The 15,255-nt window shown below is 39.4% G+C and carries 16 protein-coding genes; 3 read left to right on the forward strand and 13 right to left on the reverse strand.

Features of this window, described 5'->3' with window-relative positions:
• The first annotated feature begins 128 nt into the window (after positions 1-128).
• Positions 129-371, forward strand: a complete 243-nt coding sequence (locus tag AAHB12_RS03940) for a hypothetical protein (protein ID WP_342044372.1) — start codon at positions 129-131, stop codon at positions 369-371.
• Between the two features lie 132 nt (positions 372-503).
• The gene (locus tag AAHB12_RS03945; RefSeq protein ID WP_342044373.1) at positions 504-1,349 is read left to right on the forward strand and encodes an ion channel; all 846 of its coding nucleotides are present in this window, start codon (positions 504-506) and stop codon (positions 1,347-1,349) included.
• Positions 1,350-1,811: 462 nt separating this feature from the next.
• Here AAHB12_RS03945 and AAHB12_RS03950 read toward each other — a convergent pair whose 3' ends face one another.
• The 13 genes from AAHB12_RS03950 to AAHB12_RS04010 form a co-directional block, all read right to left on the reverse strand.
• Positions 1,812-2,336, reverse strand: a complete 525-nt coding sequence (locus AAHB12_RS03950) for a KdsC family phosphatase (protein WP_342044374.1) — start codon at positions 2,334-2,336, stop codon at positions 1,812-1,814.
• Positions 2,337-2,717: 381 nt separating this feature from the next.
• The gene (locus AAHB12_RS03955; protein ID WP_342044375.1) at positions 2,718-3,635 is read right to left on the reverse strand and encodes an IS200/IS605 family accessory protein TnpB-related protein; all 918 of its coding nucleotides are present in this window, start codon (positions 3,633-3,635) and stop codon (positions 2,718-2,720) included.
• 305 nt (positions 3,636-3,940) lie between these two features.
• A complete protein-coding gene (locus AAHB12_RS03960) occupies positions 3,941-4,204 on the reverse strand; it encodes a 2-dehydropantoate 2-reductase N-terminal domain-containing protein (protein ID WP_446715513.1) in 264 nt (87 codons plus the stop codon).
• Positions 4,205-4,237: 33 nt separating this feature from the next.
• Positions 4,238-5,266, reverse strand: a complete 1,029-nt coding sequence (locus tag AAHB12_RS03965) for an ABC transporter substrate-binding protein (protein ID WP_342044376.1) — start codon at positions 5,264-5,266, stop codon at positions 4,238-4,240.
• Positions 5,267-5,387: 121 nt separating this feature from the next.
• Positions 5,388-6,155 carry a class II aldolase/adducin family protein gene (locus AAHB12_RS03970; RefSeq protein WP_129728743.1) on the reverse strand — a complete coding sequence of 256 codons (768 nt, stop codon included), beginning with the start codon at positions 6,153-6,155 and terminating at the stop codon, positions 5,388-5,390.
• 314 nt (positions 6,156-6,469) lie between these two features.
• A complete protein-coding gene (locus AAHB12_RS03975) occupies positions 6,470-7,444 on the reverse strand; it encodes an aliphatic sulfonate ABC transporter substrate-binding protein (protein WP_342044377.1) in 975 nt (324 codons plus the stop codon).
• A gap of 13 nt (positions 7,445-7,457) precedes the next feature.
• Positions 7,458-8,213, reverse strand: coding sequence for an enoyl-CoA hydratase/isomerase family protein (locus AAHB12_RS03980; RefSeq protein WP_342044378.1), 756 nt, complete (start codon positions 8,211-8,213; stop codon positions 7,458-7,460).
• Positions 8,214-8,262: 49 nt separating this feature from the next.
• Positions 8,263-8,646 (reverse strand): hypothetical protein, encoded by a 384-nt coding sequence (locus AAHB12_RS03985; protein WP_129728746.1) that lies wholly within the window; start codon positions 8,644-8,646, stop codon positions 8,263-8,265.
• Between the two features lie 36 nt (positions 8,647-8,682).
• Positions 8,683-9,453: an ATP-binding cassette domain-containing protein gene (locus AAHB12_RS03990; RefSeq protein ID WP_129728747.1), complete on the reverse strand. Its 771-nt coding sequence runs from the start codon at positions 9,451-9,453 to the stop codon at positions 8,683-8,685.
• A gap of 17 nt (positions 9,454-9,470) precedes the next feature.
• Complete coding sequence (gene ssuC, locus AAHB12_RS03995) at positions 9,471-10,253, reverse strand: aliphatic sulfonate ABC transporter permease SsuC (RefSeq protein ID WP_129728748.1); 783 nt, start codon at positions 10,251-10,253, stop codon at positions 9,471-9,473.
• Positions 10,254-10,295: 42 nt separating this feature from the next.
• The gene (locus AAHB12_RS04000) at positions 10,296-11,381 is read right to left on the reverse strand and encodes an LLM class flavin-dependent oxidoreductase (RefSeq protein WP_342044379.1); all 1,086 of its coding nucleotides are present in this window, start codon (positions 11,379-11,381) and stop codon (positions 10,296-10,298) included.
• A gap of 84 nt (positions 11,382-11,465) precedes the next feature.
• On the reverse strand, positions 11,466-12,653 hold the full coding sequence (locus AAHB12_RS04005; RefSeq protein ID WP_342044380.1) for a CaiB/BaiF CoA transferase family protein: 1,188 nt from the start codon (positions 12,651-12,653) through the stop codon (positions 11,466-11,468).
• Between the two features lie 168 nt (positions 12,654-12,821).
• Positions 12,822-13,709: a LysR family transcriptional regulator gene (locus AAHB12_RS04010; RefSeq protein ID WP_129728751.1), complete on the reverse strand. Its 888-nt coding sequence runs from the start codon at positions 13,707-13,709 to the stop codon at positions 12,822-12,824.
• Positions 13,710-14,119: 410 nt separating this feature from the next.
• Here AAHB12_RS04010 and AAHB12_RS04015 point away from each other — a divergent pair, with 410 nt between their 5' ends.
• Positions 14,120-15,238: an LLM class flavin-dependent oxidoreductase gene (locus tag AAHB12_RS04015; RefSeq protein WP_342044381.1), complete on the forward strand. Its 1,119-nt coding sequence runs from the start codon at positions 14,120-14,122 to the stop codon at positions 15,236-15,238.
• Positions 15,239-15,255 lie beyond the last annotated feature (17 nt).

The following is a 15,255-nucleotide window of genomic DNA, read 5'->3' on the forward strand; positions in this document are numbered from 1 at the left end:
GATCCTCTTGTTATTTGAGCATGAGCATGTTATTTGTTAATTTCCTATTGAGCGGACGGAGCATATAGTGAATATAAACATATAATTTATAGATAGATACAGAAAGTTGGACAAAGGGGAGAACAAATATGGATTTCTTCTTGGTAGCTATTCTTTATTGGGTCTTGATTGGAGCTTCATTATTTTTACTGTTTTGGGGTGTATGGAAAAAATCGTGGAAGGCATTATTAGCGAGCGGCATTGCGCTTTTATTGCCAGCCCTATCTTTGTATTTCGGAAGTGCAGAGGGGTGGTTTAGATTGGCAGCACTTCCTCCTGTAATTATTGTTATACTTGCTTATTACACAAAAATAACATCAGGCACTGAATAAATATATTTTTAAAATGTCTACTAACGCCAAAACAGCTGTTACAATGCAGCTGTTTTTCCTTTAATAGTTATACTCAACTAAAAAAATTGGGAAGTATAAATATAATCGCTGATTTAGAAGTTAGGGGGAGCTATGATGGGGATTACAATGAAGAAATTATTATATTATCTAGTGAAGTCAAGGAACAAAATCTTTTTGCTTTTTGTCATCTTATACATATTAGTTGCTGCGTATATTGCTCTCTGGCTAGAGCCGCAAACATTCAAATCGTATTTAACCGCTGTTTACTGGGTCTTTACAACGCTTGCTACAGTTGGTTTTGGTGATTATGCCCCGGTTACTCATCTTGGAAAATTATTTACAATCCTTCTTTACATCACTGGTATTGCACTTGTTAGTTCTATTATTGGAAAAATCATTGAATCTGTATATCTTATCGAAAAACTTAAGGTTGGTGGAAATATGAAATATACAGGTAAAAACCATATCATTTTGATTGGATGGAGTGATAAATCTAAATTAGCTATCCAAGAAATTTTAAACTCTGATAAAACAACTGATATTGTGATCATCGATAATATAGAGAAAGCTCCTATAATAGAGGAGCGTCTATTTTATGTTCGAGGGGACGCCACCGATCAAGAAACCTTACTCCGCGCCAATTTCCCTAAGGCAAAAGGCGTTATCATTTTCGCAGATCAAACTACACAGGATAGCTATGCTACCAAAGACCCGTTGCTTGTCGATGGAAAAACATTATTAATCGCCACTGCGATGACCTCGATCGAAGAAAAAAATGGATCTATCAATTCATGTCACTGCCGAGGTAATCAATCAAAAGCATATCGATTTATTCAAGCACGTAAAGGTGGACGAATTTATCCCTACACAAGAAATGATTTCCCATGCAGCAGTAAGCTCTTTGTTTTTCCATGGAGTTACCCGCATGTATTCAGAGCTCATGAGCAGGCAGTGTAGGGAAGGGATGTATGAAGTTCCTAGACAAGCTGAATGGAGAACATATCGTGAGGCTTTCCTGGATCTTCTTAACAAAGGAGCTACACTAGTAGCGGATCACGGTGACCTCCATATAAACCAAAAATTAGATGAACAAATTCCTGATAACGCACAACTTTTTGTTATTTGTGATAAGGAGACCCTTTCTCGACTAAGCTCGTCTCATCCAAAGTAGGAGTTTGCTTTTAAATGTTAGAATCAAAACATACATGAAAAAATGAATTCGTCCAGCTGTCTTCACTTATCAAGAGTGGAGGTCTTTTTGTTGGAACAGATAATCCCACTCGCTTTCGCAGACATAGAATACGTGTGCTATGCAATGAAAAAAACCGCAAAACACAAGCAGAATGCAAGTGTTTTGCGGCTATGAGGCAACGACAGTGCAAGTTTTGTAAAAAACATTATCTTTTCCTTGGAACAGTATTATTGAGTAAAGGTAATCCTTCCATTAAAGTAATGATGTAACAAGGATTTATAATCATATCCTTCAGTTAAAATATGATCAATGAGCTCTCTCACTGCGCCTTCTCCTCCATTTGCTTTTGAAATGAAGCGAGCACTCTCCTTAACCAAAGGTACTGCGTTTTGCGGCGCTGCGGGGTATCCGACGATTTGAAGGATAGGAAGATCATTCAAATCATCTCCCATATAGCATACATTCTCCAAATTTATATTGAAGTCAGCCATAATTTCATTTAATACCTGCACCTTGTCATGAATACCTTGATAAAAAACATCTATTTTCAATTCTTCTGCTCGCTTCTTAACAGCATTGGAGCTTCTGCCGCTAATTAATGCAATCTTTATTCCGCTATGACGAGCAAGATTAATCCCTAACCCGTCCTGTGTATGAAAAGACTTATATTCTTCTCCAGAGCTGCCGTAGTAAAGCTTCCCATCAGTCAGGACACCATCTACATCTAAAACAAGTAATTTTACTTTTTTCATGGGATATCCTCCTACAATTATTATGTCGTTTCTTAGCATGAATTTCAGCATTTCCAGCTACGCAATTGAACTACCCCCACCTACTCACTAACGCTCCTTGAGGTGGGAGATTCTGTATTTTCTTCCTAGGAAGCGAAATACAGAGCCGTTCAACAAGCTTCTCATAGAGCAAATAGGGAGAGCTCACACTTTCTTGTACGTGACAAAATCACCGAGGTTGACCTTGTCTCATACAAGTAGTGATAGCTGCTGCTCTTTTTTCACCCTATACGTGTTGCGATGTTCTTGCACCAATGCACCCACCATTCTGGAGCTGGGTCCTCTGGCCTTTGCGGCAAAATGGTAGTGATACAAGAACAGGCTGTGCCATTCCAAACGAGGTCAGATTTCTGTTTCTTCTAACCAAACTTTTGGTACATACTTCTGCAAAACGTCACGTTCTACTTGGGTCAAGCCATACGCGCAAATTTCTTTGCTGAATAGTGGATCGGATTGGTCTGATACATGATAGAACAAATGCGGGCGAAGTGCTTTGAATCTCCTTGTTAACACACTCCATTGCTTCCAGTGGTGCTCCCCATCCTTACGTTCTGTATAGGCCCGCAATACCTTTGGCACTTGTTCCTTCAGGTTCATACCGCGTCTGCCAATGACATAGGATGCCGCTTGATGGATGGAAACATGCATTTGTTTCATATACTTCATCTTCCCGATCTGGCTTGTGAAGGCAGGATTCACCTCAAACACAGCGACTCCCATTTTGGCAGCCCGGCTGTGAATGCTATCCTGCATCTTTTTATAGGCAAACATGCTCATCCTTCGGTTTTGCTTCCGATTGCGGTAACGTCCCGCAGACTTGGAGAGGGTTGTATCCAATGCCTCTAACACAATCGGCTTATTCCTTTGAACCGCAATATCCACCAAACGAATTGCTTCTGCTTCTAGAAGTTTTGTAATTTGTCCGCTTCGTTTTCCTTCTAAGGAGAAATAGAGACAGGAGGAGGAAAGTAATTGTCCTTGTCCATTCACGTTGGAGAAGGCAATATGATTGTAGTTGACGTCCATACCGATGACACCGTCTACTTTTGAGTGATTGAGATGAGGATGTTCTGGCTCTTCTACGATACATTTGATGATATAGTATGTACCATGGTCCTCGATTGACCAACCCATTGACTGACCATACTTCTTTTTATTTTGACAGGAAAGCTGCGCAGCGATGGATTCCTGCACCCGGTCCTGTCCATAAGGAAAATACACATACGGAAGTACGAGCGCTTGTCCGTTGATGCTTCTCATATGTAAGGTTTTGCTCTGTGCATCATATTGGAACACTTCTGGTTCATTTTGGTAATTACATATTACCAAAAGAACGTACGTTTGTCTAGTTGCATTTCCCTATTCACCAAATATGCTAGGCGATTGCCTAGCCGACATTCATCCCCCACTTACCACTGGGCTACACCCATCACGTGCTTGAAGTGGGGGTCTTCTGTCGGAAAATGATAAAACAAACTCCGCCTATTACCGAATGGTATGAAAAGGCTTAGCGAAGCTTCGTGATCTGTTCAATCCCATTCAACATAGAAATCAGTACCGTATCTTTATGAACAAAGGCATATCACTTGTTCCAAATGATATGCCTTTGTGCCAATGAGAATTACATCAAATGCTCCTGTTTGACCACTGCGGATTGTCTTTGGCTGCAGGGTTACATCTCCATGTGCGCTGTGAACAACTAGCCCTCTTGCACGTAGTTGATCTTCTCTATTTTTTCGAACAAGAAACGTCACATCTTCTCCCTTTTCTGCTAATCTTGCGCCAAAATAGCCCCCTACCGCTCCAGCTCCCACAACTAAGAATTTCATGTGCTTATCACCTCTCCAGTATGTATCCAAATACTACTTATTCTTAAATATATCTTTATCAACTATTTCAGCTACCTTTACCGGCTTCGCAAGTACACCTTCATCCATAAACACATCTGCTACTTTCTGCACCGCGGTAATATCCTGATCTGTCACGTCTCTAACCTCAGCATTTACTCTTCCATTAATTGTTTCTGAGACATCTTTAGGCAATTTTGTTATGTCGGAGTAGATATTGATATATTCTTTTTTATGTTTATTTTCCCATTCCCATGCTTTAGAGATTCTTTTGATCACATCTTCTAAAGCGGCTCTTTTTCCAGGATCCTGTAAGGCTGCATCAGAAGCAGTAATAAATCCTAATCCAGTATTAATATTTTTCCCGCTGCGTAACAGTCTTCCGCCATTTTTCTCTGCAATTGCTAAGTAAGGGTCAAACGTAGCCCACACTTCGATTTCACCAGCCTGAAACGCTGCGGCCGCATCTGTTGGAAGAACAAATTTCACGTTAACATCCTTGGTGGATAGGCCAGCTTCTTTTAAAGCTTCAATGAGCAGATATTGCGCAATACTCCCTTTAGCAGAAGAAACAACAACTGTTTTTCCTTTTAAATCTTCGACCTTTTTAATTGAGGAACCTTTTTGTACTAGTATTCCGACTGCCTCTGGTGAAGACACACTTGTTGCAATAATTTTAATGGGAACATCTGAGGCCGCTGCAGCTAATACTGGTGTATCTCCAGCCGGTGCTGTGTCCACTGATCCTGCTTTCACAGCCTCAAATAAAGGTGCAGCACCTTGAAAACTAGCCCACCTAACCTTATAGGGTGTTCCTTCAAGGACTTTAGAAGCCTCTACTTTTGCTTTCGTCATGCCAGCTTGATCTCCTAACACTAAAGTTACCTTTGAAAGATCCACTGATTCTGTCTTAGCCGTTGTTTGATCAGCAGATCCACAACCAGCTAGTATCGCGATACTCCCGATTGAAGCAATACCGAGCAGCAAAGAACGCTGAACTATGTTTTTGCGCAAAAATTCTCCTAGCCAATGTAGCTTTTGCATATGTACCTTCCCCCTCCTACTACATTAATAGATTTATTGTTTCCTAATCACCGCTTAACTTAGGCATGAATAGGTTCGTATTCATGCCCAAGTTTCTCATATATCGTGTTCAATAAACGTTTTATTGTAAAACATCCGGCTCTTCTTCCAGCAATTTATACCATAATTGTTGGAAATTAAACCATCCGCTGTATGGGCTGCTAACTTGAGAGTGTGTCAATAGAGCCGTTTCATGATCAATGGCAATCGGTTTACCTGCAGCTTCTGCAAGCAATTGTGCATGGCACGCCCGGTCCATGGCGATAAACCAATAAGCGGCCTCATCTACACTATGTCCAACTGTTAGAAGGCCATGATTCCGTAATATGACCCCTTTGTACTGCTGAAGAGCATCTGCAATACGTTCTCCTTCAGTTTTATCAAGTACAACTCCTGTGAAATCATCGAATAATCCATGATCTTGATAAAATACGCATGAATCCTGAGTAAGCGGATCTAAAAGCCTTCCTAAAGCTGACCATGCTTTTCCGTAAAGGGAATGGGAATGAGCCGCTGCAATGACATCCGGTCTCGCTTGGTGTATTTGCGAGTGGATGGCGATAGCTGCTTTGTTAATTGGCCGATCACCAATTACGACATCCCCTTCATGATTTACCAAGTGAAGATCACTTACCTTCATTTTTCCAAAATGTACTCCTAATGGATTGACCCAATAGTGATCCGTCTTCTCCGGATCACGAACAGTAATATGTCCTGCGATACCTTCATTAAATCCAAACTGATTAAATATTCTAAATGCCCCTGCTAATCGCTCCTTGCGATGTTGACGTTCTTCCTCTACAGTATGAAATACTGGCTCTTGGTAAATCGAACTTGTTTTTGTTGGCATGCTTTTTTCCCCTTTTTTATAAGTTTAGTAGTTATCACAATTAAAGATTGAATATTCTGTATTCTTTAGTTATTGTTTTGTTATTTTTCTTACATCCTCGCTTGTATACTCCAAAAGCTTCTTCACACTTTAAGAAAGTATATATTTCTAGCCAGAAGCAAACTCGACGTAGCGGGAAATTTTAGGAACAAGGTGTAAGTGCAACTACGCCTCTGTCTTCGCTCAAAGGCAGGGCTCGCCAATCGGCGAGCTTTCTTTATCAATCCATTAAGTTTCACCTCCTTACATAGATTGTGTTAATATACAACTGCTTCTTATTTAGTTGGAGTCCAAGCAGATTTTGCAACTTGGATTTTCGTGTCAATTAACTTCATTTCAAGTAGATCATCAGCCTGAGTCTGAAGATCACGCACTGCCTGTTCATCCATAAACTGAATATCAGCCGGTTTTTTACTTAATATTTCTTTCCAGGTTGAAACTGGTATTTTTGTCGCTTCAGAAACTAGCTCTGCTGCTTCAGATGGATTTTCATTAATTTCCTTGCCAATCTTTTGAAGCTCTAATACTACTTGTTTAATAGCTTTTGGATGCTCCTTTGTAAAGGCATTACTGCTTATATAAAACGAACGTAACGATACAAAATTTGTTCCAGTCACTAAAACCCGGCCACCTTGGTTTGCGGTTGTTGTGAAATATGGTTCCCATGTAACCCATGCATCTACTTGTCCTTGAGAAAAAGCTATGCTGGCCTCTGGCGGATTGAGGTAAACAGGCTCAACGTCATCAATAGTCATTCCTTCAGATTTTAAAGCTTTTAATAGCAAGTATTGGGAAATTGAGGCTTTGTTGAAGGCTACCTTTTTTCCCTTCAAATCCTTAATTGTTTGTATGGAGGAGCTGTCTTTCACCAAAATCCCTTCAGATTGTGGGACAGAGGGCTCACTTGCAACATAGACAAAGTCCAAGCCTCTAGCTTTACCGAATAAAGAGGGAGAATCTCCTAGCCCTCCGAAATCGATACTTCCGGTACTTAATGCCTCTGCTACAGCAATGCCGGTATTAAATTCATACCACTTCACTTCATAACCTAATTTACCCAGATTTGTTTCTAAGAGCTTTTTCTTCTTTAATAGCAGCATTGGTGCAGATTTTTGATACCCAATCCGTAATACCCCTTTTTCAGCGGTATTACTTGCTCCAGCTGTTTGTTTACTCTCCCCGCAGCCACTTACCACTAGTACAAGAAGAATAAGAGTTGTTAATATATACACTACTCGTTTTTTTATCATCTCACTTTTCACCCTAACTCTTTTTTTTCGCTGTCTGTGTTATGTACGCATTGAATCGCCTATTAAAATCTCCTTCTAGAACGGATTCTCTGGTTAAATCGGTAGCTTCTTTTGGCTGTTCATTGCAAATCTTTTTCAATAATTGAACTGCATGTACTGGAACAGTCAGTACTGTTTCTGCTAGTTTTAGAGCATTTTCTTTTGCCGTTGCTTCATTTTCATACACCTCATGCACAAGTCCGTATTCATACGCTCTTTGCCCATCAATTCTGCTTCCTGATAAAGTTAAAAATCGAGCTCTAGAAGGTCCAATTTCGTGGATTAAACGTTGTGTACCTAGAATCAAACCAAATTGGGGGCCTGGAAATCGAAAGGTTGTTGACTTGCTAGCAATACGAAAATCACATGAAATGGCAAGATCGGCTCCAGCCCCAAATGTATACCCACTCAATACTGAGATTGTAGGAATGGGCAAATGTACAACTTTCTCTAATAAACTAGATATCTTGCTGAAAAATTCACTAGCCTCTTGATTGGTTAGATTTTGAACAAACTTCACATCTACACCAGCACTAAATGAGGTTGCCAATTCACTGCTGAAAATAAGAGCACCTACTTCTTTATCTGTAGAAATTGCATCTAAATAACCAGTTAATTCTTCATATAACTCTAAATGAATCGCGTTAAGATTATGAGGAGAGTTTAAAGATATATTGACAATTTTTTCAACTGAACGTTCGTTGTGAATTGTAACTTTTAAATATTTCATAGTCTCTCCTTAGCAAATGTGGATTGCATATATACCAAATAGATTCACTTTATTGCTTGGCTGGTGCTATAACACTTGGTTCAATTTCATTTAGCGGCAACGCTGCCACTAATTCCAAGCCGTTTTCCTTAATAAGACTTTGCAGTGCTGAAAAGCTTGTATGAGGTTTTACTCGGTAGTACTGAAACTGCTCTTGTCTTGCTAAATCATAGGATAATTCACACAGCATACTCGGCGGGGAGCATAATACTTTCACTCCCTTATTATTGGCCCACTTAATAACAGCGCTCCTTTTTCCAGTAGTTAAGTTATTAGCAGGATTTTCAAAGTCACTTACATGCTCCGTTTCTGTATCGTATAAACGAATAGTTTCTCCTTCAATAATAGGTACAATTGTTTCCTGGTCTCCTGTGATTGCCATTGCAATGATCATCTCGCTCTTCTCCTTTTCATTAAGAAATTTTAGTTTTTATACTGTAGTAACGTCTTCTAAAAGCGGCTGTTGATTTTTTTTCATAACTTGAGATAGTACCTTGCTTTCTAATTTCCCAAAAGCGTTACTTCCTCTTTCACGCGGTCTTGGTAACGTAACACGCATGTCCATAGACACCTGCCCATCCTCAATTAAGATAACGCGATCAGCAAGTGTAATTGCTTCTGCAACATCGTGTGTTACTAGCACAGCTGTAAATTGCTGCTCTTTCCATATTGTTTCTATTAATTCCTGCATCTCAATCCGTGTTAACGCATCAAGCGCACCTAGTGGTTCATCTAATAATAAAAGTTTAGGTTTAGTAGCTAGAGCTCTTGCAAGTGCTACGCGCTGGCGTTGTCCACCTGACAATACCGAAGGCCAATCACTCGCTCTTTCTTCAAGATGAACTTGCTTTAAAGATAATAAAGCTTGTTCCTTCCAGTTATCCTTTAAACCTAAGCCTACCCCGATATTCTCCAAAACCCTTTCCCAAGGAAGGAGACGGGCATCTTGAAACATAAATCGTGCATGTTTATTAATGGAACCTAATCTCTCGCCATTTTGAAATATTTCCCCATCACTTTCTTTTTCTAATCCGGCAATATGTCTTAGTAACGTGCTTTTTCCGCACCCGCTCTTCCCAACAATTGCTACAAATTCGCCGGAGGGTATACTTAAATTGATCCCTTTTAACACTTCAACATTCCCAAATGCTTTTTTTAAGTTTTTTATTTTTAGGTGAATTCCTTTGTCACTAGATTTCAATTTCTTCACCCCTCAGATTAGGATTTTCGATAATTTGGATTCCACTTTAACAACTTAAATTCTAATAACTTCGCCAAAGAGTCAGCGAGTTTTCCTAAAATGGCATATAACAAGATTGCTACAATAATAATGTCGGTCTGCATAAATTCTCGAGCATTCATTGCCATATATCCAATACCTGAATCAGCTGCCACTGTTTCTGCAACAATTAAAGTGAGCCACATAATGCCGAGGGAATAGCGAACTCCCACTAGAACAGAGGGAAGAGCTCCTTTAAAAATGACTCTTAATAGTAATTTATCTCTGCTTAATCCATACACTTTTCCCATTTCAATTAATGATTTGTCTACTGAGATAATACCGTGATAGGTATTTACGTAGATAGGAAAGAAAACGCCAATTGCAACGAGAAAGATTTTAGCTTCTTCTCCTATCCCCAGCCATAGGATTACAAGCGGGATTAAAGCTAAGTGCGGAATATTCCGAAACATCTGAATAGTGGTATCTAAATGCTTTTCGGCAACGGGGGATACCCCATTCACAATACCAAGTATGAGCCCCATGCTCCCTCCGATTGCAAAGCCTATAAATGCTCGATGGAAGCTTACTTTAATGTGTTCTAGTAATTCACCAGTTTGGATCAACTGAATCGCACTATATAAAATATCCACTGGTGCCGGTAAGGTTTTTTTGGAAATAAGTCCAACAGACGAGAACAATTGCCAAAGGACTATTAGTAGTACTGGTAACATCCAGGGTGCTATTCGGTTTTTATAGATATTGGTATTAGCCTTATCCATTCTCTGTCCCTCCCTTTTACTTTTTCATATCGCAGCAAAGCTCTACACCTGAACATGTGCATGACTTTCTTTCAACCTGCTTTGCACCCTTGGGATTACTTCCTTCCCGATTGATTCAATTACTTCTAAATGAGGAAAGCCCCTTAAAAGCACTTTTTCAAACCCTAAATTCACATATTCAACGATTCGATCTGCAATTTGGTCTGGTGTTCCTACTAACGCAATAGAATTGCCGCTTAGTACTTGTGTCAATCCTGCCCAAAGATTAGGTCCAATAACAAAATTATTATCTTTGGCATCCTTCATTAGCGTTTCTAACCTTTTATGTCCAACTGATTCATCTTTTACTCTATATCTTTCTCTTTGTGCGATACTCTCTTGACTTACTTTACTAATTAAACGATGAGCGCGCTCCCAGGCTAGCTCTTCTGTTTCTCCAAGGATGACTTGAAAGGATACAGAATATTTTAAGGTTCTTCCTTCCTCTGCAGCCAATTGATTCATTTCATCAATACGAGCTTTCGTATTTTCAAGCGTTTCTCCCCACAGCATATATATGTCTGCCAATTTTGCAGCAACCCTTTTACCGGCTGTAGATGCTCCTCCCATAAAAATTTCTGGTCGCGGCTGTTGAACTGGTTTAGGGAATAGTGATGTGTTTGTAAAAGAATAGTAGTCTCCTTTATGAGTGACAATTTCTTCAGTAAATAAGCGTTTTAGAATATGGACAAACTCTTCTGTTCTCTTATACCGCAAGTGATGAGGCAAGCTATCTCCATCTTTTCCTAAATCCTCTAATGAACCGCCCGTTACAACATTAATCATAGCGCGGCCGTTTGACAAATAATCCAATGTAGCAAATTGCTTGGCAAAGACAGTAGGACTAATAAAGCCAGGTCTTGCTGCATATAAAAACTTAAGCTTTTCAGTTGATTGAATTAAGGATGCCGCAACGATTGAAGCATCTAAGCATTCAGCTCCTACCGGCAATAGTAAAGATGAAAATCCTGTCTGTTCCGCTACCCTTGCAATTTGATGGTTATAGTGAAAAGAAGGCTCTATCTCCCATGGAACTCCAACATATTTCCCATCTCCAGCTGTAGGCGACATGGTAAGAAACTCAACCATTTAAACTCCTCCAATATTAATTATTTTTATCGAAATACTTGGTTTTAATCTAATATTTTCTACAATTGCAGCTGCATGAGCTGTTCAACTATTAATTGCAGGTTTTTCCAACCATTCTTGTAGCACTTCCTCATTATGTTCACCAATTAAAGGCGGTGTACGATATATTTCAAATTCATATCCTTCTATTTTCACAGGAAAGCCTACTGTTTTTAATTGTGTTCCATTAGGTAAAGGTAACTCCTTTACAACATCCAGCGATTGAGTGATAGGACTTGCCAAAGCTTCCTGGAAGTCATGGATTGGGGCTGATGGCACTCCTCTTCGATCAAATTCCTGAATCCAAGCTTCGGCAGTTTTTGTAACAAAAACCTTCTGTAAAATAGCTGCTAATTCCTTCTGATTTTTGGCACGCAGCGTCTGGGTAACAAACCTGGAGTCTATAAATAATTCTGCTAATCCGGTTGCTTCACACACCTCCTTCCACAATTTATCATTTCCTGCGGCAATGACAAAAGGTTTGTCACTCCCATAAAAGCCTTGATAAGGAGCGTTGCGAGGATGGGCAGTTCCTAAACGTTTAGGCGCTTTGTCATTACCAAAGTATTCGCTAGTTTGTAATGCTGAGATCCCTAGTACACTCCCTAACATGGAGCAGTCAATATATGTTCCCTTGCCATCCTGCTGAACCTTATGAATAGCTGCTGCAATTGTATATGCTGCATATAATCCAACAGAAAAATCAGCTACAGGAACACCGCACTTCACAGGTGAGCCTTCCTCTTCTCCAGTTACGCTCATTAACCCGCTAATGGCTTGAACAGTTACATCAAAGGCCCCTTTTTTTGCATATGGTCCTTGCTGGCCATAACCCGAGATCGAACAATAGACAAGTTTAGCATTCTCCTCAGCAAGGCTATGATAATCCAATCCAAATTTTCCTAAGACACCTGGTCTGAAATTTTCAATAATCACATCTGCTTCTAAACAAAGTTGCTTTAGTATTTGTAATTCATCCCTATTCTTAAAATCAATCACAACACTTCTCTTATTACGATTTAAAGACGAAAAATTAGCACTATAGCCTTCGTTTTCATTGTTGTAAATAAATGGCGGCCAAAGTCTCATGCCATCCCCGCCGTTGGGCCTTTCAATCTTTACCACATCTGCCCCTAAATCCGCCAACAGCATACCAGTGTAAGGTCCAGCTGCAATTTGGCCAAACTCTAGAACACGTATGCCAGTTAGTGGTCGTATATTGCTTTGATTCATCCTAACGCTCCTTCCTCTTACCTACAGCCATTCTTTTAGCAACTTTAGATAGTAATACCATCTAGTCAAGTGAACTAATCGGAATTCTATGTTTTAATACACTATAGCTTACTTTATCTAATTTGTATAATTGATAAATATGAATGAGAAATTCAAAAATATTGAATTCTACTTTAAAGCAAATGATTCCTTTATAGAAGTAATTAACCGGTCAATAGATGTCCCGCTTGTAATCGTAGCATTTGCCTTTCTTAAAATACCCGTCATTACCCCAACATTTAAGTCTGCTATCTTCCTTGCAATTGTCCCGCTAGGCGGAGAAGCAACCATAATATCGGGTACCACAGCAATCCCTAGACCAGCTTGGACGTACTCTTTCAAAGCAGCCATGCTATTTATCTCCAATCCTATATTAGGATTAACCCCAGCTTCTAGTAATGATTTTTCTAAACTAATTCGATAATTACAAACAAAAGCGCTTAATAACAGCTGCTCCTCTTTAAAATCAGACAAGTACACTCTGTCTTTATGTGCTAGCCTGTGATTCTCCGGTAGTAATAGGGACACTTCCTCAAGCAAAAGAGGCTCGAATAGAGTTGTATGATCCAAAATAGGAGTATTGCAAATTGCGATATCAATTTCACCTTCTTTAATCATTTTGGTTAAGGTTTGTGTATTGTTTACTTGAATACTTATTTGCACCTTTGGATAACGTTTACTGAAAGGCGCTAGTATGTTAGGCAATCGGTAAATAGCCATTGGCTCAATTGCCCCTATCCTAACCTTGCCAGCCTCACCGTGCAGCCATTCATGCATTGTATCTTTTACATAATCTAAATGTCTTAATAACACATCTGCCTTTTCATAGAATAGTCTACCGGCTTCTGTTAAATGAATTTTCTTGCCTCTTTCTATTAGTTTAATCCCGAGATCCGACTCAAGCTTTTGAATTTGCATTGTGACTGTTGATTGGACATACTTCAATTCTTCAGCTGCCTGCTGAAAACTTCCGAGCCGGGCGATCGTTTGAAATGTTTTAACTGTTCTTAAATCCATCTGCTCACCCCAATTATTCTATTATGAAATGCACGTAAAAAAGCCGATGATCCTTAGAATGAAAAGATCATAGGCTTTAGCAGCTTCTAAAAGAAGCTAGATAATCCTCCTAGACAAAGCCGGTGATACTTTTCACTGCTTTAAGGCCTCCAGTTGTCTAGTCAGCTTATATATTCTCTTACTTCAAAATGTTATTACCATTTTTCCGATAAGTCAAGTAAGAATTGGTAATTTTATTCTTAGATTAGATGCTCTCGAAATAATGAGTGCTTTATAGTCAGTTCAATTTAAATGAATTTACAGTTCCTTTTTTTCAATTATACAAAATAAATATTTGCCTTTATGATATTTATGAGCCCTCTATAACAAACTATTCTGATTGATTAACTTTAATTTAAGGAGGAAATAATATGGTTGAATTTATCACTGTCTTACCAACTCACGGTGACTCACAATCCATTTTTAGTAATACGGCACATTCCAATCGAGTAGATCCATGGAAAACAATCTCCGATAGAGAGCCTTCACTCGAATACTTAAAAACTGTTATTCAACAAGCTGAGAAAAAAGGGTTTGATACCGTTCTTTTGCCAACTGGCAATACATGCATCGATTCTATCGTTACTGCCTCTGCTTTGATTACAGCAACTGAAAAGATTAAATTTCTATTTGCTGCAAGACCTGGGTTTATTTCCCCGACGACCTTTGCTCGTCAATTCGCTTCGCTGGATTATTATTCTAACAAAAGAGCGCTAGTGAATATTGTGACAGGAGGATCCCCCCAAGAGTTAAATGCTGATGGCGACTTCTTAGACCATAGTACACGTTATAAACGAACCCAAGAGTTTATTCACGTTCTAAAACGGTTGTTTACAGAAGATAACTTTGATCATGACGGAGATTTTTATACTTTAAAGAATGCATCTTTATTTTATAAACCGTTGCAGCAGCCTCACCCAAAAATATTTTTCGGGGGATCTTCGGCAGCAGCAAAAAAAACAGCTGCCAAAGAAGCCGATGTGTATATGCTTTGGGGAGAGACACTAGAACTTACGCAGCAACAGCTCGAGGAGATCAAAGTTCTAGCTGTACAAGAAAAACGCCACTTGGATTATAGTGTCTCGCTGCAAGTTATTTTAGGTGATACTGAAGAAGAGGCTTGGGCAAAAGCCGATAAACTATTAAAAAGTGTAAGTCAAAACCATTTTGCTTATAAAGAAAAACAAACGAAATCCGGTGAATCCGAAGGGAATAAACGCTTGCAAAAACTTGTAAGCGCCTCTAGGGATAATGGTTTTCGTATCGGTCCAAACTTATGGGCAGGCGTAGCAAGTGTTGTAGGTGGAAATGGTATCTCATTAGTAGGGACACCTGACCAAGTAGCTGATCGCATTATAGAGTATGTTGATTTAGGATTCAGTAAGATTCTACTTCGTGGTTATCCGTTTCTTGAAACAATTCAGGAGGTTGGAGATTACGTAATACCAAGAGTGCATCAGAAGTTATCCGCTAGACAGTATTCTAGATAACCTTTCAAGAATTGGAG

This window comes from Bacillus sp. OTU530 (genome assembly GCF_038440375.1).